This window comes from Paraburkholderia sp. UCT70, from assembly GCF_050434085.1.
GTDB classification, from domain to species: Bacteria; Pseudomonadota; Gammaproteobacteria; order Burkholderiales; family Burkholderiaceae; genus Paraburkholderia; species Paraburkholderia tuberum.
The window spans coordinates 948,897-972,284 of the sequence record NZ_JBNPVZ010000002.1; the positions used below are offsets into that span (position 1 = coordinate 948,897).

General features: G+C 62.2%; 22 protein-coding genes and 3 pseudogenes. 13 read left to right on the forward strand and 12 right to left on the reverse strand.

Features of this window, described 5'->3' with window-relative positions; genetic code table 11:
• Positions 1-51 precede the first annotated feature (51 nt).
• From OKW41_RS06610 to OKW41_RS06640, 7 genes and pseudogenes are all read left to right on the forward strand, one after another.
• Positions 52-1,432, forward strand: a pseudogene (locus OKW41_RS06610) (glutamate decarboxylase).
• A 343-nt stretch (positions 1,433-1,775) separates the two neighbouring features.
• Positions 1,776-2,613 (forward strand): annotated as a pseudogene (locus OKW41_RS06615) (RNase A-like domain-containing protein).
• Positions 2,614-2,646: 33 nt separating this feature from the next.
• On the forward strand, positions 2,647-2,913 hold the full coding sequence (locus OKW41_RS06620; protein ID WP_429446927.1) for a contact-dependent growth inhibition system immunity protein: 267 nt from the start codon (positions 2,647-2,649) through the stop codon (positions 2,911-2,913).
• Between the two features lie 300 nt (positions 2,914-3,213).
• A complete protein-coding gene (locus OKW41_RS06625) occupies positions 3,214-4,086 on the forward strand; it encodes a VOC family protein (protein ID WP_429571940.1) in 873 nt (290 codons plus the stop codon).
• 343 nt (positions 4,087-4,429) lie between these two features.
• Positions 4,430-6,163 (forward strand): pyrroloquinoline quinone-dependent dehydrogenase, encoded by a 1,734-nt coding sequence (locus OKW41_RS06630; protein ID WP_429571941.1) that lies wholly within the window; start codon positions 4,430-4,432, stop codon positions 6,161-6,163.
• Positions 6,160-6,780, forward strand: coding sequence for a c-type cytochrome (locus OKW41_RS06635; RefSeq protein ID WP_429571942.1), 621 nt, complete (start codon positions 6,160-6,162; stop codon positions 6,778-6,780). Before OKW41_RS06630 ends, OKW41_RS06635 begins: the two co-directional genes overlap by 4 nt.
• 15 nt (positions 6,781-6,795) lie before the next feature.
• The gene (locus OKW41_RS06640) at positions 6,796-7,458 is read left to right on the forward strand and encodes an ankyrin repeat domain-containing protein (protein ID WP_429571943.1); all 663 of its coding nucleotides are present in this window, start codon (positions 6,796-6,798) and stop codon (positions 7,456-7,458) included.
• Between the two features lie 9 nt (positions 7,459-7,467).
• Here OKW41_RS06640 and gph read toward each other — a convergent pair whose 3' ends face one another.
• From gph to OKW41_RS06665, 5 genes are all read right to left on the reverse strand, one after another.
• Positions 7,468-8,160, reverse strand: coding sequence for a phosphoglycolate phosphatase (gph, locus tag OKW41_RS06645; protein WP_429571944.1), 693 nt, complete (start codon positions 8,158-8,160; stop codon positions 7,468-7,470).
• Positions 8,151-8,972: an HAD family hydrolase gene (locus OKW41_RS06650; RefSeq protein WP_187630488.1), complete on the reverse strand. Its 822-nt coding sequence runs from the start codon at positions 8,970-8,972 to the stop codon at positions 8,151-8,153. The genes gph and OKW41_RS06650 overlap by 10 nt, the downstream gene beginning before the upstream one ends.
• 146 nt (positions 8,973-9,118) lie before the next feature.
• On the reverse strand, positions 9,119-9,541 hold the full coding sequence (locus OKW41_RS06655) for an ExbD/TolR family protein (RefSeq protein WP_429571945.1): 423 nt from the start codon (positions 9,539-9,541) through the stop codon (positions 9,119-9,121).
• A complete protein-coding gene (locus tag OKW41_RS06660; protein WP_429571946.1) occupies positions 9,532-10,302 on the reverse strand; it encodes a MotA/TolQ/ExbB proton channel family protein in 771 nt (256 codons plus the stop codon). The genes OKW41_RS06655 and OKW41_RS06660 overlap by 10 nt, the downstream gene beginning before the upstream one ends.
• Before the next feature lie 58 nt (positions 10,303-10,360).
• A complete protein-coding gene (locus OKW41_RS06665; RefSeq protein WP_429571947.1) occupies positions 10,361-11,143 on the reverse strand; it encodes a TonB family protein in 783 nt (260 codons plus the stop codon).
• Positions 11,144-11,322: 179 nt separating this feature from the next.
• Between OKW41_RS06665 and OKW41_RS06670 the strand changes: the two genes are divergently transcribed.
• The gene (locus tag OKW41_RS06670) at positions 11,323-12,435 is read left to right on the forward strand and encodes a beta-propeller fold lactonase family protein (RefSeq protein ID WP_429571948.1); all 1,113 of its coding nucleotides are present in this window, start codon (positions 11,323-11,325) and stop codon (positions 12,433-12,435) included.
• A gap of 231 nt (positions 12,436-12,666) precedes the next feature.
• Here OKW41_RS06670 and OKW41_RS06675 read toward each other — a convergent pair whose 3' ends face one another.
• Positions 12,667-13,791 carry a branched-chain amino acid ABC transporter substrate-binding protein gene (locus OKW41_RS06675; RefSeq protein WP_429573359.1) on the reverse strand — a complete coding sequence of 375 codons (1,125 nt, stop codon included), beginning with the start codon at positions 13,789-13,791 and terminating at the stop codon, positions 12,667-12,669.
• A 320-nt stretch (positions 13,792-14,111) separates the two neighbouring features.
• Here OKW41_RS06675 and OKW41_RS06680 point away from each other — a divergent pair, with 320 nt between their 5' ends.
• The 5 genes from OKW41_RS06680 (at position 14,112) to OKW41_RS06700 (ending at position 18,207) form a co-directional block, all read left to right on the forward strand.
• A complete protein-coding gene (locus OKW41_RS06680; protein WP_429571949.1) occupies positions 14,112-15,203 on the forward strand; it encodes a GlxA family transcriptional regulator in 1,092 nt (363 codons plus the stop codon).
• Positions 15,204-15,389: 186 nt separating this feature from the next.
• Positions 15,390-16,640: a D-amino acid dehydrogenase gene (locus OKW41_RS06685; RefSeq protein ID WP_429571950.1), complete on the forward strand. Its 1,251-nt coding sequence runs from the start codon at positions 15,390-15,392 to the stop codon at positions 16,638-16,640.
• A 54-nt stretch (positions 16,641-16,694) separates the two neighbouring features.
• Positions 16,695-17,687: an asparaginase gene (locus tag OKW41_RS06690; protein WP_429445644.1), complete on the forward strand. Its 993-nt coding sequence runs from the start codon at positions 16,695-16,697 to the stop codon at positions 17,685-17,687.
• Positions 17,684-18,028, forward strand: coding sequence for a hypothetical protein (locus OKW41_RS06695; RefSeq protein ID WP_429571951.1), 345 nt, complete (start codon positions 17,684-17,686; stop codon positions 18,026-18,028). The genes OKW41_RS06690 and OKW41_RS06695 overlap by 4 nt, the downstream gene beginning before the upstream one ends.
• On the forward strand, positions 18,028-18,207 hold the full coding sequence (locus OKW41_RS06700) for a hypothetical protein (protein WP_429571952.1): 180 nt from the start codon (positions 18,028-18,030) through the stop codon (positions 18,205-18,207). Before OKW41_RS06695 ends, OKW41_RS06700 begins: the two co-directional genes overlap by 1 nt.
• 92 nt (positions 18,208-18,299) lie before the next feature.
• Here the strand turns inward: OKW41_RS06700 and OKW41_RS06705 are convergent, their stop codons facing one another.
• The 6 genes and pseudogenes from OKW41_RS06705 to OKW41_RS06730 all read right to left on the reverse strand — a co-directional run bounded on the left by OKW41_RS06705 (position 18,300) and on the right by OKW41_RS06730 (position 23,276).
• Positions 18,300-18,965, reverse strand: coding sequence for a DUF799 domain-containing protein (locus tag OKW41_RS06705; RefSeq protein ID WP_429445293.1), 666 nt, complete (start codon positions 18,963-18,965; stop codon positions 18,300-18,302).
• A 10-nt stretch (positions 18,966-18,975) separates the two neighbouring features.
• Positions 18,976-19,328, reverse strand: a pseudogene (locus OKW41_RS06710) (DUF4810 domain-containing protein).
• 83 nt (positions 19,329-19,411) lie between these two features.
• Positions 19,412-20,092: a CsgG/HfaB family protein gene (locus OKW41_RS06715; protein WP_429571953.1), complete on the reverse strand. Its 681-nt coding sequence runs from the start codon at positions 20,090-20,092 to the stop codon at positions 19,412-19,414.
• Between the two features lie 57 nt (positions 20,093-20,149).
• On the reverse strand, positions 20,150-21,937 hold the full coding sequence (locus tag OKW41_RS06720) for a ShlB/FhaC/HecB family hemolysin secretion/activation protein (protein ID WP_429571954.1): 1,788 nt from the start codon (positions 21,935-21,937) through the stop codon (positions 20,150-20,152).
• A complete protein-coding gene (locus tag OKW41_RS06725; RefSeq protein ID WP_429571955.1) occupies positions 21,934-22,272 on the reverse strand; it encodes a small multidrug resistance protein in 339 nt (112 codons plus the stop codon). The genes OKW41_RS06720 and OKW41_RS06725 overlap by 4 nt, the downstream gene beginning before the upstream one ends.
• Before the next feature lie 2 nt (positions 22,273-22,274).
• Complete coding sequence (locus OKW41_RS06730) at positions 22,275-23,276, reverse strand: hypothetical protein (RefSeq protein WP_429571956.1); 1,002 nt, start codon at positions 23,274-23,276, stop codon at positions 22,275-22,277.
• Positions 23,277-23,388: the final 112 nt, after the last annotated feature.

Below are 23,388 nucleotides of genomic sequence, written 5' to 3' on the forward strand. Positions count from 1 at the left end.
GCGAGCCACTCCGGCGTTCGCATGAAACGCCCGCGAACTGAGGAGCAGAAGATCACCACGTCAATCGAAAAGATTACGCCGTATGACGAGTTCAACTACGCAATTGCAGAAAACGAATTCCCCAAGGACGGAATGTCCGCGCGCGCGGCGGCCGCCATCGCGATCAGCTCGGAATGGACCGACGCCAATCCGATGCTGAACATGTCGTCGTTCGTCACGACGTGGGCCGAACCCGAAGCGGCGGAGACCGCGAAGCGCAACATCTTCAAGAACTATATCGACCATGACATATACCGGCAGGTGTTCGCGATGGAAGCGCGCATGGTCAAATGGCTGCATCAGCTATGGAACGGACCGCAAGGCGTCGAGCCGTATGGCACCGCGACGGTGGGTTCCTCGGAGGCCTGCATGCTGGCTGGTCTCGCGCACAAATGGAACTGGCGCAAGAACCGGGAAGCGCAGGGCAATGACGGCAGCAAACCGAACATGGTGACGGGCGGCAACGTGCAGATCGTATGGAAGAAATTCCTTCGTCATTTCGATGTCGAGCCGCGCATCGTGCCGTTGATGCCAGCGCAACTACCGGTTGACGGCCGAACATCTCGACAAGTACGTGGATGAAAACAAGATTGCCGTCGTGGCAATCGCGGGGCAAACGTTCACCGGTGAGGACGACGATATCCAGGGCATTCACGACTGGCTCGACGACTAGGAGAAGCGCACCCGCATTTCGATTCCGATGCATATCGACGGCGCATCGGGAGGATTCGTCAATCCGTTCCTTTATCCCGACTACAAATGGGATTTCCGGCTGCCGCGCGTGCAGTCCATCAACGCATCGGGGCATAAATACGGGCTCGTGCCGCCGGGCCTCGGCTGGGTCGTGTTTCGCGAACGCAAAGTGTTCAATGAAGAGCTGGTTTTCTACGTGAACTATCTGGGCGGCGAAATGCCGACCGCGACGTTGAACTTCAGCCGTAACGCGTTTCAGGTCGCCGTGCAGTACTACATGTTCCTCAGGCACGGTTTCGAAGGCTATCGAAGGATCATGCAGCACACGCTCGATAACGCGATCGCGTTGCGGGCGGTTCTCGTCGAAAGCGGATACTTCACGATGATGAACGAAACGCAGCGGATTCCGGTCGTGGCCGTGACGCTCGACAGCAAGATCAAAAATTTCAACGAGTTCGACGTTTCGAACAAGGTGCGCGAAAAAGGCTGGGTGCTCTCGGCCTATTCGATGCCGCCCGACGCGGAATCGGTCAACAGTCTGCGGGTCGTGGTGGGGCCGCACGTCAACCGGACCGTGGAAGGACTGCTTGCCAACGACATCGTCAGCGCGTGCCAATACCTCGAACAACATGGCGGCAACGCGACGCCGCCCGAGTTGCACAGGCATGCGGCGGGGCAGGAGACGCCGAGCAAGTGCTGAGCGTGACAGACGGGACGTCCGGGGCTATCGCGAAGACTGAGGTGGAAGGCAGCATCGTGCCCCGGCGGCGATTGCCGTGTTTGTTGCATTGAGTGGCACCCGCCAACGCATGCACGCCGTCATGCAATGGGCGTGGGCACATGGCCATATTGCGGCCAACACGGTTAGCGTGGTCGATCACATCCTGCCGAAGCTCCACACGCGTCACGATGTGCATTCCCACGCGGACAAATGTTGACATTTCGCTGATCGCAGCGAGACCCTAAAATCATCCATCGCCCATTCCATACCCCTGTGGTCGCCTGCTAGTTTGGCAGGCCCAACAGCTACAGAGGAGTTCGGAATGTCGTATCAACAGGATTCGGACGGCGTGCGCGTGGTGCTCAGTGCGCCGCAACTGGCGGCGGTACTCTCCCGCCAGTCGATCAGCCCCACCGAGATGCTTTCCAACCGGCTATGGGGCGGTTTGCAGGTTGTGGGCGGGGTGCTGGAAATGGTCGGGGCGGCGGCTCTATGTGTGCTGCCGGAACCGACGATGGCGAGCAAGGCCGGATGTGTCGTGTTCGGCGTGCATGGCTCAGATACGGCGTCGGCAGGTGTGCGTCAAATCTGGACGGGCCGGGATACGGCCACGCTGACCCAGCAAGGTACGACGAAACTGGCCGAGGCGATGAAGGCCAGTCCTGACATGGCGAACAATATCGGCCTGTCAGTTGATATGATCGTGCCGTTCGGCTTCGCTGGCTCGATCAAGGCTGCACGCGTGGCCAGCGTCACGATGGGCCGAATCAATCTGCAAATGCATGAGGCAAAGGCCATTAATCCAAGGCTTGGTGGGCATACGATTCTGAAACACGTTGAGAAGGATGAGGCATGGCTACGGGAGCGCCTCGAACGGGAACCCCAAAAAAGGGTTGCTTCATCGTTTCATAGTCTTCAGGTGGCAGAATTGGCGATATCTGATGTAATGAATTCAAATACTTTGAAAATTCAGAGCTGGGTACAATCTCCGAGAAACCGCATCCCTCTTACATTAGTCAAGAAAGTTTCTGGCGATATAAGGATACGGGGTAACAAGAAAAACCAATAAACTGACTAAGATGAACGAAGTAACCGTAATTCTGAAGTTTCAGGTATATAACAATATGCCGTACTACATATTGACCGCCCACGTCGGCTAAGGATAACCAATGTTATCAGAGCGCTACCCTAGAATGTACGAGCTTTTCGGCGCGTATTTCAATGAGGATTACGATTTGTGGGGAAACACGATCCCTGAAATTGTCTCATGCTATAAAAGTGTTATCCCACTGGAATATCGAAAAGAAATAATTGATGAAATAAATTCGTTCATCAATGAACATCCGTCCGACCTGGATTCTGCGTTCGAAAGAGATTACGGTTCAGGGTTTGATCCTAATCTGTGGGGCCACACTGCAGCCTCATTCCTTGACGAGTTGAAGCGCCTTCTGAGCGAGTAATCCCCTGGTCGCCGCGCGAGGGTGGTCCGATGCCACCCGGCGCATGCACGCCGCGGCGATGTTCGCGGAAAAGCTGGAACACAACGTGCGATGCAAGAGCAAGCTCAATTAGCTTGTCGGAGCGTTGCTCGTATTCGAGCTGGCGCAACAGGGCAAGGAAATGCACAGCTGCTATCGGCCAACGCGGGCCGCCGCATTAGTGAGTCGTGAGCGACGGCGCACTGCGAGCTGTCCCCGAAATGCCTGCCAGGTTGATGCATAATTGTCCAGCGTTTCGCGGCTCATGCACAAGGCAAACACATGGAAAACTCTTACGCTAACGACGATACCGGCAATCTGATCCTGCTCGAGCACGTGAACCTGAAGATTCCCAACCAGATACTCGCGACCGCCTTCTACGTCACCGGACTCGGGCTCACGCGCGACCCGTTCGTGATGACCGGTATCGACAATATGTGGATCAACATTGGCCGGTCGCAGATTCACCTGCCGCACGGGGTGGCGCAACGTCTGCGCGGCAGTGTCGGTCTTGTGGTGGGCGAACTCGAAGCGCTCGTGATGCGTCTGCGCTCGGTCGAGCCACTGCTGGCCGGCACCGGGTTCGGATGGACAGAGCGCGCCGGCAGCATAGAAGTCACCTGTCCGTGGGGCAACCGTTACGAGTGTCTCAATCCCTCCAGTCGATCCGCGTCGGACCCCTGGTCGGAAATCGATCTTGGCATCGCGTTCGTGAAGATCGATGTACCGGTCGGCAGCGCGTTGCCGATCGCGCGCTTCTACCGCGATATGTTCGATGCGACCGTCGACATCGAAGAGAAGCATGGATTGCACCGCGCGGTGATCGACATCGGCACGCATCAGCAGCTGCTGTATGCGGAAACGACCGAGCCCATTCCTGAATACGACGGACACCACATCGCCATTTACACCGCTGCTTTTTCGGAGCCGTTCAAGCGCCTCAACGCAAAAGGCCTCGTATATGGAGAAGAGCCACACCAATACCGGTTTGCCGACCTCGTCGATCTGTCGTCCGGAGAGCGTTGCTTCAGGCTCGAGCACGAAGTGCGGAGCCTGCATCATCCGCTCTATGCGCGAGCGCTGGTGAACCGGAATCCGGAACAGACCAACCGGTACTATCTGAAGGGTGCCGATTCGCGCGGCGGCCGTTTCTGATGTCGCCCGGCGCACTGCCGGGCCAGGCTTGATTCGCGGGCAACCTCGTGATGAACCCGCTGGTGCACGCTGGTCGATTCCCATTCCTTAACGATTTAATCTAGAAAATCCACAACACATCGCCTACCCTTAATCGAGCCGGTTTTCCGCGGACCCGTGCATTGCTTCTCCCCACTCTGCGAAGCCGACCCGTCCTGACAAAGCTAACAACGATTCGAAGTCGTACGCTTTTGTTGTCTGCGAGGGTTGCGCCATCGTGCTCTTTCACGCTGTCGTCCGCGTGGATCCATGTCGCACTCCAGCGCTGCAATTCATAGGAACAATAAAAAGCTAGGAGACGCTCATGCCATTCAACCGTATTCAGGGAATTGTCGGCCTGCCACTGCTCGCCATCGCGTTCGGCTTGCCTGCGGCTCATGCCGCCGACGAAGTACAGAACAGCTCGACCACCACCGCCGCGCCGGTGCCATCGACGCTTCAGCCCGTGACCCAGGATCAGCTCGATCGCGCCGGCAGCATGACGGCGGTCTGGCTCCATTCGAACGGCTCGTACGCGCAGACGCGCTATTACCCCGGCTCGCAGATCAACCGGACGAACGTCGCGAAGCTCAGGCCGGCGTTCATCTTCCAGACGGCCGTCAACGAGTCGATGGAAACGGCGCCGATCGTGAAGGACGGCGTGATGTTCCTGACCACGTCGTTCAATCACGTATACGCGATCGATGCGACGACGGGCAAAGAGTTCTGGCATTACAAGCACAAGATGGGTCCGGTCACGACGTTCTGTTGCGGGCCGAACAATCGTGGCGTCGCGATTTCGGGTGACCGGCTCTATATGGGCACGCTCGACTCCAAGCTCGTCGCGCTCGACGCCAAAACCGGCAACGTGCTGTGGCAAAGCCAGATCGCCAATCCCGACGAGGGCTACTCGGAAACGATGGCGCCGACGGTCGTCGACGGCAAGGTGCTGATCGGCACGAACGGCGGCGAGTACGGCATTCGCGGCTTCGTGAAGGCGTACGACGCGAATTCCGGCCAGTTGCTGTGGACCTTCTACACGATTCCGGAAACCGGCCAGGAAGGCGTGTGGGCCCCCAAAGACGCGACCGGCCGCGACGAGAAGCGCGACATCGACGCGGAGAAGAAGCAGTTGGCCGACAAGGGCGGCGACTTCTACAAGACGCTCGGCGGCGGTGTGTGGATGACGCCGGCGGTCGACCGGAAAACGCACACGGTGTACTTCGTGGTCGGCAACCCGTCGCCGGACCTGTATGGCGCGATCCGGCCGGGAGACAACCTCTATACGGATTCGCTCGTCGCGATCGATCTCGACACCGGCAAGTACAAATGGCACTACCAGTACGTGCCGCACGACGTCTGGGACCTCGACGCAGTGAGCCCGCCGGTGCTGATCGACGTGCGCGACAACGACGGCAAGATGATCCCCGGCATCGTGCATGCGGGCAAGACCGGTCACGTGTACGTGCATGATCGTGCGACCGGCCGTCTGATCCGCTTCTCGCAGGCGATGATTCCGCAGGAAAACATGTGGACCCTGCCGACAGCAGCCGGCGCGCGCATGCTGCCGGGCGCGAACGGCGGCGTCGAGTGGTCGCCGATCGCGTTCGATCCGCAAACGCGCCTCGTCTACGCGGCCAACCTGCATCAGCCGATGACGTACCAGGTCGAGGACGCCGCCTATCCGGGCGGCAGCAAGCTGTGGCTCGGCGGCGCCTTCAAGGTGATTCCGTCCGAGGCGCAATGGGGCAAGCTGTCGGCCGTCAACGTCGACACCGGCAAGGTCGCGTGGGACTACAAGACCGACCAGCCGCTGATCGGCGGCGTGCTCGCGACCGCGGGCGGTCTCGTGTTCAACGGCGAGGGCAACGGCCTGTTCCGCGCGTTCGATGCCGCCACCGGCAAGAAGCTGTGGGAGTTCCAGTGCGGCGCGGGCGTCAACGCGCCGGCCGTGTCGTACACGGTCAACGGCAAGCAGTACATCGCGGTCGCAGCGGGCGGCAACACCCAGATCGACTTCAAGCGCGGCAATAGCGTCGTCGTGTTCGCGGTGCCATGAGGCGGCCGGCGCTGCGGGGAGCGCCGGGTGGGGCGCGCGCTGCAAGGGTGGCGCTGCTGTGCGGCGGATTGATCGCCGCATGGCTGCCGTCGGGCGCGCGCGCCGACGCCGAGGCGGGCAAGACGAAAGCGCAGGTGTGCGTGGCCTGTCACGGGCCGATGGGCAATTCGACCAGTCCGGACTATCCGATTCTGGCCGGGCAAACCGCGCGCTATCTGTATCTGGAGCTGAAGGACTTCAAGCAGGGACGGCGCAGCGATCCGCGCATGTCGCCGATGGCGGCGAACCTGTCGAGCGAGGACATGCTGGACCTCGCCGACTACTTCGCCGCGCAGAAGCCCGTATCGGTGCCGTTCAACGCGGATGGCGCGAGCATCGAGGCGGGCAGCAAGAAGGCGGCCGAGGTGCTGTGCACGATGTGTCATCTGGGCGGCTTTTCCGGGCAGAACGAGATTCCGCGCGTCGCGGGCCAGCATTATCAGTACATCGTCAAGCAGTTGCAGGACTTTCGCTCGCACACGCGCACCAACGATGCGGGCAACATGACCAGCGTGACGCGTAATCTGACCGACGATGACATCCATCATCTGGCCGCTTATATCAACAATCTGCAGTAGCACGGGGAAGACACCATGACAGACATGTTCGCTCGGCCGCTTGCGGCCGCCGTTCTGCTCGCCACCGCATTCGGCGCGTGGGTGCCGGTGCTCGCGCAGGACCAGGGGGAAATCAACCGCCAACTGCTCGCGGCCGCGAAGGACGACGATCAGCAGTCGGTCGTCAAGGCGCTGCAGCGCGGCGCGTCGGTCGATGCGATGAACCGGATCGGCGACACCGCGCTCGTCACCGCGTGCAAGAAGGGCGATACGGCGATGGCGCGCACGCTGATCGAGCGCGGCGCGAACGTGCAGCATGCGAACGCACCGGGCGATACACCGCTGATGGCCGCTGCCTACGGCGGCTTCGACGAGATCGTCGCGCTGCTGCTCGCGCATGGCGCCGATCCGCTCGCGACCGATCGCGTCGGCAAGACCGCGATGGAATACGCAGCGGGCCAGGGACAAACGAAGGTCGTCGGTCAGTTGCTCGATGCGGGCGTCGACGTGAACCGGACCTACAAGAACGATCTGACCGCGCTGATGTGGGCGGCGGGATACGATCGCGCGGAGACCGCCCAGCTGTTGCTCGCGCGCGGCGCGAACCGGTCGTTGAAGGACAATCGCGGGATGACCGCGAAAGATATCGCGGTGCAGACGAAGTCGGAGCGCGTCGCGGGGTTGTTGTCGGCGGGTTAGCGGCTCGAATCACGCGCGCAATGCCGGCCGCGCTTGCGCCAGAATCGCCGGCAATGCCTCGAACGAATCGATCAGCGCGTCGCAGCGCGGCAGGTCGGCGCCGCTCGCGCTGCCATAGCCGTAGCTGACGATGAAGACCGGCAGACCGGCCGCGCGCGCCGCCGCGACATCGACCGATGAATCGCCGACCAGCACGCAACGTTCGGGCTCGACGTCGAGCAGCCGGCACGCGTGCCGAAGCGGCTCGGGCGACGGCTTCATGCTCGCCACGGTGTCGCCCCCGACCAGCACGTCCAGAAAAGCGGCAAGCCCAGTTTTGTCGAGCAGCGCCGCCGCCAGCGCCTGCGGCTTGTTGGTCACGCACGCGCAGCGGTACCCGTGCTGCCGCAACGCGCGCAGCCCGGTCATCACGCCAGGAAAAACCCGACCCAGCTCCGCGTTGGTCACCGCGTAATGCCGCTCGAACACGGCCTGCGCATGGTTCAGTTCGACGCGCTCGCGGAGGCCCGCCGCATCCAGCGAGCGCTGCACGAGCTTGCGCACGCCGTTGCCGATGAAGCCGGTCACCCTGTCGTAAGGCAGCGGCGTGGCGCCGAAGTCCGTCAGCATCAGGCCGGCAGCCGCGACGATGTCCGGCGCGGTATCGACCATCGTACCGTCGAGATCGATCAGGACAGCGTGGTAGTCGCGGTTCATTGCCATGACGCGCTCGCGTTCGCCTGGTCCGCGTTCAGTGCGCCGTGCGCGGCCGAATCGGGACGACGCGTGGCGTCTTGATGCCAGCGGCGCAGTGTCGCCAGGTCCACCCAGCGATGCCATTCGCCGCGCACCATCGGAACGATCGGCGCGTGCGGATCGCCGAGATGAGGCAGCACGGCCAGCGCGCCGTCGAAGTCCTCGTGCGCGGTAAAAGCGCTCGGCGTGACGACGACGGGCACGCGCGCGGCGCGCGCCGCCAGCAGGCCGTTGCGCGAGTCCTCGAAGGCGAGACAGGCCGCGGGCTGCAAGCCGAGCTGTTCGAGCACGTGGCGATAGACGTCGGGGGCGGGCTTTTTCGCCGGCGTGGTGCCGGCGTCGCCGATTGCCGCGAAGCGATGGCGCCAACTGGCGCCGAAATGCGCTTGCAGCAGCGCGTCAAGGTTGGCGGGAGTCGTGGTCGTCGCGATCGCCACGCGTAGACCGGCCTCGTTCGCCTCGTCGATCAGACGCGCGATGCCGGGTCGTAGCGGCACGCCGCGCTCGCGCATGCGCTCGGTGTAGTGGCGCGTCTTCAGCGCGTGCAGCGCGTCGACGGCCTCTCGCGCTCGCGGGCCCCCGGCTTCCTCGCACTCGACCGTGCGCCAGTAATGCAGCAGACGCTCCTTGCCGCCCGCCACTTTCAGCAAGCTGGAATAGAGCGCTTCGTCCCAGAACCAGTCGAGGCCCGCTTCCGCGAACGCGGCGTTGAATGCGTGCAGATGAGCAGTCTCGGTGTCGGCGAGCGTGCCGTCGACGTCGAAGATGAGGGCTTGCATCGTGCGGTCCTCGCGAGGGTGGGGTGCCGTTCAGACACGCACCACGATAGCCGAGCCGTCCGCCGATTCATATTCAGAGATTCTTTCGCCGCCGATAAGCGGGACTTTATGTGCCGGCACGCACCGAACACGCACGCCGCGCCGCGTCAGTTGCCCAACTGCGGATCGGTCACGAAGCCCAGCTTCGTCAGCCCGCCACGCTGCGCCGCCGACATCACGATCGCCACCCGCTCGTACGGCACCTTGCGATCGGCGCGCAAATGCAGCTCCGGCTGCGGCGTCGCGAGGGCGGCTTGCGCGATGCGCGCGCGCAAGGCGTCGTCGGTCACGGGCTGACCGTCCCACAGCACCGTGCCGTCCGCCTGCACCACGACGTCCACGTGCGCGGGCTTGAGCGCTTCCGGCTGACTGCTCGCGTGCGGCAGATCGATCCTGACCACGTGTTGCAGCGCCGGAATCGTGACGAGAAAAATGATCAGCAGCACCAGCATCACGTCGACGAGCGGCGTCATGTTGATCTCGCTCATCAGACCTTGTTCGTCGTCGTCGGAGAAAGGGCTCATTGCCATTCGAGGTCTCCGTCGCGCGTTGCGTTCGTCGCGTTGGTGCCGCGCGGCACCACGCGCATCTGCGGCCCGGCGCTCGAGGGCAACTGCGAGCCGGTCACGAAGTACGCGTGCAAGCCGTGCGCGAAGCGCTTCAGGCGCGCGACGATCGAGCGGTTCGCGCGCGTCAGACCGTTGTAGCCGAGCACGGCGGGAATTGCGACGAAGAGCCCGAACGCCGTCATGATCAGCGACTCGCCGACCGGGCCGGCGACATGATCGATCGAGGTCTGACCGGTCTCGCCGATCACGATCAGCGCATGGTAGATGCCCCAAACCGTGCCGAAGAGCCCGACGAAAGGCGCGGTGCTGCCGATCGACGCGAGAATCGCAAGGCCGCTTTGCAGGCGCGCGATCGTCTCGTCCATCGTGTCCTGCAGACGCCGGGTGATCCAGTCGGACACGTCGATACGGTCGTGCAGATGCTGCTGCGTCTGCCGATGGTGCGTCGCGGCTTCATGGCCCGCCAGCGCGAGCGCGAGCAGCGGGTTGTCGTGCGCGCCCGATTCCGGATGGCCGAGGCTGCGCAGCCCGTCGTCGAAGCGGTCCGCGCTCCAGAAGCGCGCGTCGCTCTGGCGGGTTGCGCGCCTGAGGCGGATCAGTTGCCACAGCTTCACGATGATCACCGTCCACGACAGCACCGACATGATCACGAGCACGCTCAGAATGCCGCGCGTGACGATATCACCTGAATCCCAGACGTTTGCGAGTCCGTAGTGTTGCATGGCGAGTTCCTTCGTTTGGTGTCCCTGGTCTGTTTGGCGGTGTGCTCACCCTGTTGCGTCACTCGGTCAGTCCGAACACGAACGACTGCGAGTACGCGGCGCGCACCGGCGTGCCGTTTTCGGTGTACGGCTGGCAGGCGCCCGCATGGACGGCGGCGAGCGCCGCGTCGTCGAGCCGCGCGGAGCCGCTGCTGGTTTGCAGTTGCGCCGTTTCGATATGCCCGCTCAGCCCGACGACGAAACGCACGATCGCTGTGCCATGCTCGCCACGCCGCTTCGCGATGTCCGGATAGTCGGGCTTCGGAATCGAGCAGTCGACGTGCGACACGTTGCGCGGCTCGGTCGACGCGGGCACCGCCGGACGGACGGCGGCAGCCGATGCCGCCGACGGCGCGGCGGCTGTTGGCACGGCGGCCTGCGGTGCCGCCGATGGCGCGGCGGCTTGCGTGACGGGCTGCGCGGTGCTTTCGCGTGTCGGAGGCGGTGTCGGCAGAGGCTTTTCCACCCTGCGCGGCACCTGCGCGCGAGGCTGCGGCGCCGGTTTGACGCGCACGGCGGGGTGCGTGACCGGCGGCGTTGGCGCCGTCGGAACGACAGCGGCGGGTGGGGGCGGCGCGGGAGGTGAAACAACCGGAGCGGGAGGCTCGGGGCTCAGCAGCGACGCGGTGATCGTGCGCGGCTCGACCGGACGCTCGACGATCCGGTTACGCGCGCTCAACGCGATGGCGAGCAGCACCAGATGCGCGACGATCACGGCGCCCAGCACGATGGCCGCGCGACGGTAGCCGGCCGCGGCATGGGTAGGACTTCTTGGGTTCGCCATGGCAACTTGCAGCATCATCGCCACCTCCGCGCTCATTGTCCCCCGCCGACCCCGCTTTTCAAACCCGCGACGGCGGGCGCGAAGCAATTCGGGAAAATCTCCCGCCGATCCGCGTTGTCAAACAATCGCCCGGTGGGCTACCTTGAAACGATGACGCGAACCATCGCGGCGCCGCCATATCAACCCGGAGTACAACGATGCTGGAGACATGGATTTTCCCCCGACCGCCACGCCGTTCCCTCGCGCTGGCCTGCGCGCTCGTGCTGGCCGCGAGCGCCGCGCATGCCGCGGCCGCGCCGCTCGCCTACGTGACGAGCGAGAAGGCCGGCGTCGGCGTGATAGATCTCGACCAGATGACGCTCACGCAGACCTTTCCGGTCGGCGCCGGTGGCCCGCGCGGCCTGAGCCTGAACGCCGACGGCACGCGTCTGCTGGTCGCCAACAAGAACACCAACGATCTCGCGGTGATCGACACCGCCACGGGCAAGGTCGTCCAGCGCGTGAAGATCGGCAAAAACCCTGAATATGTGCGGGTGCGCAACGGCTACGCGTACGTGACCTACGAGCCCGGCGAGGACGGCGGGCCGCCGGGAGCCAAACCCGACGCGAAGGGGGACAATAAGCCCGAAGCGAACGCGGGCAACAAGCCCGGCGCGGACGACGACGCGAACAAGCCGCCCGCCGAAATCGCGATCATCGATATGAAAAACTGGCACGTGATCCGTTCGGTCACGAGCGGCCACGAAACCGAAGGCATCGAATTCTCGCGCGACGGCCAGATGATGCTGGTCACCAACGAAGGCGACGATACGGTGTCGATCTATCACGCACGAACCGGCGCGCCGATCCGAACCGTGAAGCTCGCGGCGGGCGGGCGGCCGCGCGGCATCCGGCTGTCGCCTGACGGCAAGCATTATGTTGTCACGCTGGAGTCGCTCAGCAAGTTCGTCGTGATCGACGCGCACACGTTCGAGGTAGTCAACACCGTCGACACCAGGCTTGGCCCCTATGGCGTGGCGTTCGGCCCGAACGGTCAGCGGCTTTTCGTGGCCGCCGCGCGCGACAAGGTGGTGCAGGTGTTCGACGGCCACACGTACGAACATGTCGCCGATGTGCCGGTCGGCCAGCGCTGCTGGCATTTCAGCTTCACGCCGGACGGCTCGAAGCTGATGGTCGCGTGCGGTCGCTCCGACGCGGTCTACGTGCTCGACGCGAAGAGCTATCAGCCGCTCAAGCAGATCGGTGAGCTGCCGCTCGCGTGGGGCATCGTCACGTATCCGCACAGCGACGGCTCGATCGAATCGCATTGAGCGGGGCGGGCGAAGATGCTGTTGCAGATCCGGGGTCCGTTAGCTTTGCCGAGTTGCTATTAACTTCCTGTCTTGTACCGCTGTACAAGAATGGGCACAAAGAAGCCGCCTTGGAAGGGCGGCTTTCTCACGAATGCCGAGCATGCTCAACAGCTCGGTTCCTTCGTCTAGCCAGTTTGGGACAAGTCTGGAAGCGGGTTATAAGGAAACAAAAAGACTGCTAAAACGCGATTACTTCTCCACGACGCCCAGTAACGTCTGTCTGCCTCCAACATATTTGTACAGCGAAATTACGCCGTGCCGCAGATCGCCTTTCGAATCGAACTGCGTTTCACCGAGCACACCGTGGTAGTCGGTGGCCGGCATCGCGGCGAGAATCTTCGCGGAGTCGGTCGATTGCGCACGCTTCATCGCAGCGACGATAACGCCCACCGCGTCGTATGCGAACGGTGAGTTCAAGACCGGAGCATAGCCAAAACGCTTCTTGTAACGTTCGACAAAATCTGGTCCTTCGGCCATGTTCAGCAGCGGCGCGCCGGCAATCGAGCAGATCACGTTGTCGGATGCGTCGCCGGCAAGTTTCGCGAGATCGTCGGCACATAAGCCGTCGCCGGCCAGTACTTTCACCGTAATGCCGAGTTGCTTCGCCTGCTTCGCGAACGGGCCGCCCGTGCCGTCAAGTCCACCGTACATGATCGCGTCGGGCTTTTCGCCTTTAATTTTCGTGAGAATCGCGCGAAAATCGACCGCCTTGTCGGTGCTCGCGTCATGTGACAACACCGTGATGCCGTCCGCCTTCGCCTGCTTCTCGAATTCGACGGCAAGTCCCTGACCGTAGGCGGTCGAGTCGTCGACGATCGCAACCGTTTTCACCTTCAGCGTTTTTGCCGCGTAGTCGGCAAGCGTCGGACCTTGCTGAGCGTCCGTCGCGACGACACGATACGCAGTTTTGAATCCCTGCAGGGTGTACGCCGGATTCGTCGCGGATGGCGAGACCTGCACGATACCCGCATCGTTGTAGATCTTTGAAGCGGGAATGGTCGAGCCCGACTGCATGTGCCCGACCACCGCGACAACCTTGTCGTCCGCCAGTTTCTGGGCAACCTGAGTCGCCTGACGCGGGTCGCCGGCATCATCCTGTGCGTCGAACACCAGCGTCACCTTGCGTCCACCAATCATGAGGCCGCTCTGGTTGATTTCCTCGATCGCGAGGCGCGCGCCGTTTTCGGTGTCCTTGCCCAGGTACGAAGCCGGTCCGGTCACGGGCGCGGCTTCGCCGATTTTCACCATCTCGTCGGCACGGGCGACGCCCATTGCAGCGGCCGCCAACGTTCCCAGAATGCCGACAGTCGCCATGACGCGACCCAAGGCTGTGCTTTTGCTCATGCTTCACCCGAAAAAGTAGTTGTGGTTGGCCGGGACGAGCGGCCAGCGCCGTCCGTCGACCGGACGCACAAACCGCACGCGTCTCAATGCGGCCGGTATGCCTGCCTTCGCTGGAGCGAGCCGCACCTCGGGGCGCGGCGTCGTTCGTTAGCGGTTACAAATTTATGCAGCCAGAATGCCGCGGCATTGAATCGATCTGCCGGAAAATAGAAGAATTGCGGCAAGTGCCAGCCACACCGATTCGCAACCCGTCACCGTATAATCCGAACGAACCGCCCACGAGTTCGCGCATGCCGACTGCTGACCCTCCTTCTAGCGTTTCCCAGCCCCATACGCAGGCGGCTCACGAACTGGTCGAGCAGTTGGACGCGTTGCCGCGTACGCTCCAGAAACGCGCAAGCCGCTCCGAAGCGGAATTGAGCGTTGGCATCCTCTTATGGCCGCGCTTTCCCATGCTGTCGCTCGCCGGCCTGTGCGATGCGCTGCGCCATGCCGCGGATCGCGGCGACCAGAGCCGTCAGTTGCGCTGCCTGTGGACGATCGTCGGCGTGCAAGGCGAATCGGTCGAGGCGAGCTGCGGTATTCCGGTGCAGGTGCAGTCCGCGTTTCCCGACGTCGCGCAATTCGACTATCTGGTCGTGATAGGCGGCCTGCTGCCGCATCTCGATCACGTCGACCGTCGCTACTGGGACTATCTGAAACAGGCCGTCCACGCGGGCGTTCCGCTAGTCGGCATGTGCACCGGCAGCTTCGTGCTGGCGCGTGCGGGCCTGCTCGAAGATCGCGTCGCCTGTGTGCACAGCTTCCATCTCGACGACTACCGGCGCATGTTTCCGGCCTTGCGTGTCATCACGCACGCCGACTATCTGATTGACGGCGACCGCATCACCTGTGCGGGCGGGATTTCCGTGGTCGAACTGGCCGCGCGCCTGATCAGCCTGCACTGCGGGCCGGATCGCGCGTCGAAGGTGATTCATCAGATGACAGTGAGCCGTCAGGGCGGCTCCTCGTTTGTCGAGCGGCGCGCGGCGCTCGGCTACCTTTCCGTCGACGATGCCACGGTCCGTCACGCGGTGCTGCTGATGGAAGAGAACCTCGAAGCACCGCTGAACATTGCGGTCATCGCGAAGATGATCGGCACCAGCGTGCGCAATCTCGAACGCGCGTTCATGGCGGAGATGGACACATCGCCGAACGAGTTCTATCGGCGCATGCGCCTGCGCTACGCGCGCTGGATGCTCGTCAACACGGCACGCAAGATTACTGACATTGCGTACGAGTGCGGCTTCGCGGACTCCGCACATTTCATCCGCGTGTTCCGCGAGGCTTATGGCGTGACGCCGGGCAAGCTACGCGCGTCGCGGAGCGTCGCCACGGCCTGACCCTCGCGGGCCGCGCGCGGCGCATTTCGTCTCGTCCCTCAGGCATCTGTCGCGTTTCTTCTATTTTCCGGCAGATCGGTGCAATTCCTCTGCATCGATGCCACCGTACAGTGTAGTTATCGGGCAAGCCATGCATCGCGTGGCACACGCCCAACGCAAATCACCCCAGAGAGCGAGTACGACAGCATGCGGATATTGATCGTCGGTGCAGGCGTCATCGGCTTGTCGAGCGCGTATTACCTGAGTCGCGCGGGCCACGACGTGACGGTCGCCGACCGGCACGCGGACGTCGCGGGCGAGACCAGTTCCGGCAACGGCGGCCAACTGTCGTACAGCTATGTCGCGCCGCTCGCCGGCCCTGGCGTCGTCTCGAAGCTGCCGCGCTGGCTGACGCAGCGCGATTCGCCTGTGCGTCTGCGGCCCAAGCTGAGCCTCGAGCAATGGCGCTGGTGCTTCGAATTTCTCTCAGCATGCACTCGCGAACGCTGCGAACTGACGACACGAAGTCTGCTGTCGCTCTCGTTCCTGAGTCGAACGCTCATGCACGAGCTGATCGGCACAGAACCCACGCTCGACTTCGACTTCGTTCGCTCGGGCAAGCTCGTGGTGCACCGTGACGCGAACGCCATGCAAAATGCCCTGAGTCTGCTCGAATTCCAGCGCGCGCTCGGTTGTGAACAGCAGGCGCTGAGCGTTGACGCCTGCGTCGAACTCGAACCGGCGCTGTCACACGTCAAGCCGCTTCTCGCGGGCGGCATTCATACACCGAGCGAGGAAACCGCCGATTGTTTGCGCTTCTGCGAAGGCCTCGCGGCCGTGCTGCGCGAACGCGGCGTTCGCTTGCTGATGAATACGCCGATCGACACTTTGAGACTCAACGCGAACGGCGACGTGGAAGCTCTCCAGAAAGGCGCGCCGCTCGCGACGGATCATATCGTCGTCGCATCGGGCGCCGGGGCGGCCCACCTTCTGAAGGCGCTGCATATCCGTGTGCCGGTCTATCCGCTCAAGGGCTACAGCCTCACGTTCGATCTGCAACCGGAGACGGTCGCGCCGCGCCTCAGCGTCACGGATTTCAGCCGCAAAGTCGTTTATGCGCGACTGGGTGATCGATTACGCGTTGCGGGCATTGCCGACATTGAAGGCTATTCGCTCGAAGCCGATCCCATCCGGCTGGGGACACTGCATACCGAGACAGCCGCCTTGCTCCCTGATTTGACCGGGTCCATCACTGCCCGCGAATGGACCGGCCTACGCCCGGCTACCCCGCGCGGCACGCCGATTGTCGGACCGACACGTTACCGCAACCTGTGGCTCAACGTCGGCCACGGCGCGCTCGGATTCACGCTCGCGACGGGTTCCGCCGCGCTGCTCGCTGACTGGCTGGCAAGCAGTGCCGGCCACGAACTGCGTCGCACGTTCGCCCGTTCAAATTAATGCCGCGATGCGATGCGTTTCGCGAGCGCGTTCCCCTTACCCGATCGAATCCGCATGACAGCCAAGCCCAACATCCTGGTAATCGGCACCGGCGGCACCATTGCCGGCCAGGGCAAAGCCGCCGTCAACACGTCTGCCTACCTGTGCTCGGTGCTTGGCATCGACGAGGTTCTCGATACCATCCCTCATGCCCTGGCGCTGGCCAATCTGCGCTCGGAGCAGTTGCTGCAAACGGGCTCCGAGAACTTCAATAACGAACATCTGCTCGCAATCGGCAAGCGCGTTGACAATGTGCTTGCCCAGCAGGATGTGGACGGTGTGGTAATCACCCACGGCACCGACACGATCGAAGAAACCGCATATTTTCTGCATCTGACGCTCAAAAGCGTAAAACCGGTCGTCGTAGTCGGATCGATGCGTCCACCGTCGGCGATGAGTTCCGATGCGGCGCTTAATCTTTACGATGCAATCGCGGTCGCGGCGCACCCGTCGTCGCGCGGCATCGGCACGCTGGTCGTCGCCAATAGCGAAATACACACTGCGCGCGATGTCGTGAAGAGCAACAGCTTCAAGCTCGAAGCGTTTCGTTCGCCTTATGGTGCGCTTGGATATGTGATCGAAGGCGTGCCGCACTACTATCGCCGCCCATCGCGCGCGCATACGGTCGACACGCCGTGGTCGCTCGACAGGCTTGCCTGCCTGCCCAAAGTCGACATCGCCTACGGATACGGCGCACTCGAGTCCGATGCGCTCGCGTCAATCGCCGCGAACGCGCGCGGGCTGATCTTTGTAGGCACCGGCAACGGCAACGTCGCCAGCCATCTGCTCACGACACTTCGGGCAGCAGCACGGCGCGGCGTGCACGTGGTTCGGGCATCGCGCACCGGCAACGGCATCGTGCTGCGCAACGGCGCGCAACCCGACGACGAGTATGGCTGGCTGACCGTCGACGACCAGGTTCCGCAGAAAGCCCGACTGCTTCTCACGTTGGCACTCACGCAAGGCTGCGACACGAAGACGTTGCAGGCCGCGTTCGAGCGCTATTGAAACCGCCGTTCCTGACGACCAACTCTCATCTGAGCCGACACAACATCATGCATTTCATTACCGACGACCATGTGCGCCGTCTGATCACCATGCGCGACGCAATTGCCGAACTACGCCTTGCGCTGATCGAACACGGCGCGGGCCGTGCATCGGTTCAGCCGCGCGTCAGAACGAAGGGCGAGCATGTATCGATCAGTGCGATGGGTGCAATCCTGCCGAGCGCGGGTGTGTGCGGCGCGAAGATCTATTCGACGCATCGCGGCCGGTTCGATTTCGTCGTTCCGCTCTTCTCGAGCGAAGACGGACAATTGACGTCGATCGTCCACGGCGATGTCTGCTGATGGCCGCGCCGGGTGTTGTCGACTGGGACCGCGTCGTCGAACTCGGCGTGGTACTCACGAATCCCCAGATTGCGGATCGCGCACGAGGCGACGTGACAATATTTAAGTCGCTCGGCTTCGGTCTTGCGGACGTTGCGCTAGCCGGCCTGATCACACGCCGTATGACCCGCGAAGAGTAGTGGCACGCCTTCCAGATCATGTATTAACTCGACAACCCAGTACCGTACGAGCCATCTGCCGCCACAGCCAGTCCCTGCTGATCGAGGATTGTTCAATCAGTGCCGTATTGAGGTGACCGTGGCCCGTAAAGCAGCCCGTTCGGCGGCCCGGCATGCAGAAGCCGATAGCTCGTCACTCCGGCAATATCGTGCCCCCTGTCCGTCAGCGAATTCGCAACCTGCTTGATCGCCGCCATGACCAGCATGCCGATCAGGCCACCGCCAGCATTGTTGTTGCCCTCATTGCTGTTGGCGCTCGCACTGCCCTGCCATAGCACGTCACCGGTCTTGAGATCGACCAGCCTGGCGGACGCCGTTACTACTGTTGCACTGTCGACGATGTGGTACACGGAGCCGTACTGTGTGATCTTCGAATACAGGGCCGTGTCGGCACCGAAGATTTCGCGCAGCTTCGCGGGTGAGGTCGCCTCGATCTCGGCCGCCATCGTCAGGCCGTTCTGTTTGAACGTTTCGTCCATCACCGCGACCGGTACCACGTAGTAGCCGGATTCGGCGAGCGGCATCGTCATCTGCGAGAGCATGCTGTTGGTCGCCTGAACGTCCGCCGTTTCGTTGGTCGGCGGCAGCACGAGGATCGAGCGCGGCCGGCTGTTCTTGAATGCGGTGTAGTCGGCGTGCTTCACAGGTTGCGCGCACGCGGACAGCAGTGCAACAGTCGATAGCGCAAACCAGAGTTTGAAGGAAAGGATCTTGGACATGGCGGCTCGCTCAGGGCTGTTTCGGTTTCTTCATCAGGAAGTCCATGTAGGTCGAGGACTCCGGAAACAGCTGTTTCTCGGACTCGAACTCCTGCATGGCCTGGGTGTCGTTCCCGACACTCGCGTACAGCATGCCCAGTTGCGCATGAAATCCCGGCGGCGGCGTGTGCCCCTTGCCGCTGATGTCCTGGAGGGCCTTTTCCAGCGCATCGATCTGCTCCTGCGGAGCCTTTTCTCCCTGAGATAGTCGTACACGGCCGGCTGGTAGCCGGTCCACTGGTAAAGCGGCTGGGTGCGGTTCGCCGCGCATCCCGTGAGGAGCATGGCTGTCGCCATCACTGGCAGACAGAGTCCCCGCATCATGCGGCTATGATTCATCGTGAATCGCGTCATTATGTTTATTGCAGCTACGGTTGAAAGTGGATGGCCGCAATGGCCCGGCGCACTTACTGTGCGGCCTTGAGCGTGCCTGCATCGACCTGCTCGACCAGATGATTGACGGCCTCCTGGATCGCCAGATCGAGCACCTTGCCGTTCAGTGTCGAGTCGTAGCCGGCGGTGCCGCCAAAGCCGATGACTTCACGGTTCGAAAGACTGAACTCGCCCGCTCCCTGGCTCGACGCCACGACTTCCGATGTCATCGTGTCGACGACGTTCAGGCTGACCTTTGCGTAGGCCACCTGACTCTTGCCACGGCCGAGGATGCCAAATAGCTGCCGGTCGCCAACCTCCTTGCGACCGAACTCCGTTACGTCCCCGGTGATGACGAAGCGCGCCCCCTTGATCGATTGTGCTTTTTTGAGGAAGCCTGCTTCCTGGCGGATTTCGTCGAGGTTGTCGCGATCGAGCACATTGAAACGCCCTGTCTGCTGGATTGCCGTAATCAGGATGGTCTTGGACTGCCCACCGAGACGGTCAGCGCCATCCGAGAAGATGCCGCGCATATAGCTCGACCGGTTGTCGAACTTGCCGACTGAAATGCCGATGGGCTGGCTCACCGTTGGCTTCTGCGCACTGGCGACGGGGGGCACCGGCAGTGAGTGCGACGACTCAGTTGCACAGCCGCTCAGTGCCACGGCAACGGCAACAGCAACGGCTCCAAGCCCATAAGTTTTCGATAACTTCATTTTGTTTTCCTCTTTGTTGAAACGCCGAAAACCCGGATAGCGTCGACGGGGTGAATTTCAGAATTGAGCGGTCAACTGGAAACCGATCGTCACGCGCGCAGTGGGAAAATCTGACGGCTTGTAGATTGGCGTCCCGGCGAACAGGTCATAGGCGAGCGCGCCTGCCTTTGCTGATCCACTACCGCGCACACCGATCACCGTACCTGCCAGCTGTGTCCCGGCGAGATATGCGGCGTTCGGTCCGAATACGTGCCCGTAGTCGATGCCGGCGTAAAGTGACTGTCCCGTCGATCCAACCGGTAGCTGCAACTCGTTGCGCCAGAAGAAACCGCGCTCGGCCGCGAGCATCGTTTCGCCGTCGAAGCCGCGCACCGTGTAGCGGCTGCCGATGGTCAGGTCATCGATATAGTTCAGCGTGTTGTTCGTGAACTGGCCGTGCACGCTCGTCACGTAACGCAATGGCTGGCTTGCGACCTTGAACGGCACCGACAGGTTCGCGTCGAAGATGGCCATGCGGAAGCGGTAAGTCGGGCCATTCTCGTAGAAGTCTGGTGTCGCCCCTAGTCCGCCCACGCCCTGACGGTACGCGAGGCTGCCGTCGAACTGCGACGCGCCGAAGTAGTGGCGATCGGTAAGTCCCGCCTCGATGAACGTGTTGTTGCGCCGCTGCTGCGGGATAGCGGTGTCTTCAATGAAGCTTTCACCGAAGCGCTTCGTCAGGCGGAACTGCGCGCCAAGTACGTTGTTCTGGCTGCGCATCAGCACCCGTTGCAGTTTGAAGTCAACGGTCTGCGCGTTGCCACTCGACACGAACGTCTGATTCGCGCCCGCAATCTGCTGGTAGTACGTGTTCGTGTAGGCCGATAGCGTGCCGGTCCAGTAGCCCCATGGAACCGAATAGAAGCCGTTCCAGCCGTGCGAACCGAGACCTTTGTCGTCGAATTCGAGGTCCTGACTCACACCGACGTTGAAAATGTCGTTCAGCCCGAGCGGATTGTCTATGCCGAGGCTCAGGTTGCCTTGCAGCTTGCCGGTGGCCCGCGTGCCTGAGTTGTCCACCGAGGCGACCACCGTCCATGGCTTCGCGCGCTTTACCGTGACGACCACATCGCTTTCGCCGGGTACGTCAGTGGGTTCGATTTTCATGTCCACGTCCTGGCTGCTGACGCGCTTCATCTGTTCCAGTCCCTGTTCGAGGTCGCGCAGGTTCAGCATGTCACCCTCGCGGGTCGGGAAGGCCGTTTTCCATACGCCGCGCGTGGCGGGGTCGGCGAAGCGGATCGTTCGCAACACGCCCGGCACCAGTGCAAACTTCAGCGTGCCGGTTGACAGGTCCTGTTCGGGTAACAGTACGCGTGTGGTGATATAGCCGCGACCGAGAATAGCCTGCTGCAATCCCTTGGTGAGCGTGTCGAGTCCTGCCTTGCCGACGCATTGCCCCCGGTAATGGTCGAGCCATTCGCGGGCGAACGCGAAGCGGTCGAGCGGCAACGCGGATGCACCCTGTTTGCGCACGGCATCAGGTAACGTGGCAGGTACGTCGAGCAAAAACCATTCGATGTGAAAGCATGGCGTTTCAGCAGGCAGTTCCGGCCAGACGCTGGCCTTCGGCGCGCTCGAGCGTACCGAAGGCGCGTTGACGGTCTTCTCACGCTGCTGCGCGTCGCGTTGCTGCTGGAGCTGCTGGTTCTGTTCGGCATTGGCGCGCGCCGCTGCGGCTGTATCTGCCGGAGTTGGCGCCTGCTGCGCGAGTGAAGTCGAACTACCTGGCGCAAAGAGCGCTGCCGCCAACGGAAGGACAGACAGCGCCGCCCTGCTGACCTGCAGAGATTGTTGTTTTGTCATGCCGGCCTTGTAACTAACCACACACCACCAAGAATCACTACCGCGCCGACCAGCTGAGTCGGCTTTAACACCTGCTCATGCAGCGCCGTGAACGCCAGTACGACCAGGATCGAGACAGCGACCATCAACGGATAGGCGACGCCCAGACTGGCCTTGCGAAGCGCAAGCGCATAGAGAACAAATCCGACTCCGTAAGAGCCTATTGCGGCCACGCGGAGCAGAAGCGGCACCCATTCACCTACTGACGGTGTCGCCGCCCGAAGTGCGGCGAGCCGCAGCAGAACACTTGCCAGTCCGCTCAACATACCGCTGGCAATCATCGCGATCAACGACATGACTAGCCCGCCACGTTGGAACACACGCGCGTCTCAACGTGCGCCTGATCGCTTTCTGCGTTCGAGAAGATCTGCCCGAAACGGCTCGCGCCATTCAATGCGAGGAGCACGATCGCGGGGAAAGCAAGGGAAAGGTTGCGGATCTCGTCGGTATAGCCGAAGAGCACGAACAGAACGAGGAGCGGCAGGAACGCGGCAAGGAAGTATCGTCTGTCGCTCACACTGGTCTCCAGCCACGCACGGCGAAAGAACACAATCGTGGGCACAAGGATCAGCGGATTCTGAAGGCTCGGGGTCAGGATGCCCTTGGCAACCAGGTTATAGAAACGAACGTATGAAGCCGGGTTAAGCCAGAACAGCAGGTTTTCCTTCGCGTGAAACTCGATGAAACCGCCGCTGTTCGCTTCGTAGCCGTTCATGAGGAAATCCCGGCTGACGAAACAGCATACCAACTGGAGCGCCAGCCAGCCGAACCGGCTGCGCATCGGGACGTCCCGCTGGTGCAGGAAGAACAACGCAAGTGGCACAAGAAAGAACGTTTCCTTGTTGAACGAGAAAAACGCAATCGCCAGCGTGCAGGGGATCATCCAGCGCTTTAGCATGAAATAGCATGCGCTGAACACGCCCAGTATTTCGATGAAGTCGTAGTAGTACGCGCCCGCCTGGAACGTAAGTGGGTAGATGAAGCTGAAGCCAGCCAGAAACCCGAGTGCCTGCCCGAACGACAGGCCACGCATCCGCGCCAGCTTGTAGATCAGTAATAGCGCAAGCGCCATCGACAGCACCACGAAGAAATAGACGATGTGGTACGTGATGGCGACTATCGGCGTCCAGTACGTGTCCGGGACGCCGCTGAAGTAGCTATGGTGCAGCGAATCATAGCGACTGATGGACTTGAACAGTTTCTGCTGGAGCGCAGGGTTCAATTGCCCGGCCATGTACTTCGCCGCTTTGGCAAACGTGGAGCGGTAGACGTACGGCCGCGGAGCCGTCCCCTCGATCATGCTGACTGTTCGTGATGTTTCCTGCGCACACGAGCAGCAGGACGAATACGATCGAGAACCGGCAGAACGCCAGCATCCTGTTTCTGTTTTTCAAATTCATTTTGCCGGGACC

Bases quoted from the DNA above. Each gene is read 5' to 3' on its own strand.
- OKW41_RS06630 (WP_429571941.1), top strand. From the start codon at position 4,430: ATGCCATTCAACCGTATTCAGGGAATTGTCGGCCTGCCACTGCTCGCC.
- OKW41_RS06675 (WP_429573359.1), bottom strand. From the start codon at position 13,791: ATGGCGACTGTCGGCATTCTGGGAACGTTGGCGGCCGCTGCAATGGGC.
- OKW41_RS06640 (WP_429571943.1), top strand. From the start codon at position 6,796: ATGACAGACATGTTCGCTCGGCCGCTTGCGGCCGCCGTTCTGCTCGCC.
- OKW41_RS06635 (WP_429571942.1), top strand. From the start codon at position 6,160: ATGAGGCGGCCGGCGCTGCGGGGAGCGCCGGGTGGGGCGCGCGCTGCA.
- OKW41_RS06670 (WP_429571948.1), top strand. From the start codon at position 11,323: ATGCTGGAGACATGGATTTTCCCCCGACCGCCACGCCGTTCCCTCGCG.
- OKW41_RS06665 (WP_429571947.1), bottom strand. From the start codon at position 11,143: ATGATGCTGCAAGTTGCCATGGCGAACCCAAGAAGTCCTACCCATGCC.
- OKW41_RS06720 (WP_429571954.1), bottom strand. From the start codon at position 21,937: ATGACAAAACAACAATCTCTGCAGGTCAGCAGGGCGGCGCTGTCTGTC.
- OKW41_RS06650 (WP_187630488.1), bottom strand. From the start codon at position 8,972: ATGCAAGCCCTCATCTTCGACGTCGACGGCACGCTCGCCGACACCGAG.
- OKW41_RS06690 (WP_429445644.1), top strand. From the start codon at position 16,695: ATGACAGCCAAGCCCAACATCCTGGTAATCGGCACCGGCGGCACCATT.
- gph (WP_429571944.1), bottom strand. From the start codon at position 8,160: ATGGCAATGAACCGCGACTACCACGCTGTCCTGATCGATCTCGACGGT.
- OKW41_RS06660 (WP_429571946.1), bottom strand. From the start codon at position 10,302: ATGCAACACTACGGACTCGCAAACGTCTGGGATTCAGGTGATATCGTC.
- OKW41_RS06625 (WP_429571940.1), top strand. From the start codon at position 3,214: ATGGAAAACTCTTACGCTAACGACGATACCGGCAATCTGATCCTGCTC.
- OKW41_RS06705 (WP_429445293.1), bottom strand. From the start codon at position 18,965: ATGTCCAAGATCCTTTCCTTCAAACTCTGGTTTGCGCTATCGACTGTT.
- OKW41_RS06680 (WP_429571949.1), top strand. From the start codon at position 14,112: ATGCCGACTGCTGACCCTCCTTCTAGCGTTTCCCAGCCCCATACGCAG.
- OKW41_RS06655 (WP_429571945.1), bottom strand. From the start codon at position 9,541: ATGGCAATGAGCCCTTTCTCCGACGACGACGAACAAGGTCTGATGAGC.
- OKW41_RS06700 (WP_429571952.1), top strand. From the start codon at position 18,028: ATGGCCGCGCCGGGTGTTGTCGACTGGGACCGCGTCGTCGAACTCGGC.
- OKW41_RS06620 (WP_429446927.1), top strand. From the start codon at position 2,647: ATGTACGAGCTTTTCGGCGCGTATTTCAATGAGGATTACGATTTGTGG.
- OKW41_RS06730 (WP_429571956.1), bottom strand. From the start codon at position 23,276: ATGATCGAGGGGACGGCTCCGCGGCCGTACGTCTACCGCTCCACGTTT.
- OKW41_RS06685 (WP_429571950.1), top strand. From the start codon at position 15,390: ATGCGGATATTGATCGTCGGTGCAGGCGTCATCGGCTTGTCGAGCGCG.
- OKW41_RS06725 (WP_429571955.1), bottom strand. From the start codon at position 22,272: ATGTCGTTGATCGCGATGATTGCCAGCGGTATGTTGAGCGGACTGGCA.
- OKW41_RS06715 (WP_429571953.1), bottom strand. From the start codon at position 20,092: ATGAAGTTATCGAAAACTTATGGGCTTGGAGCCGTTGCTGTTGCCGTT.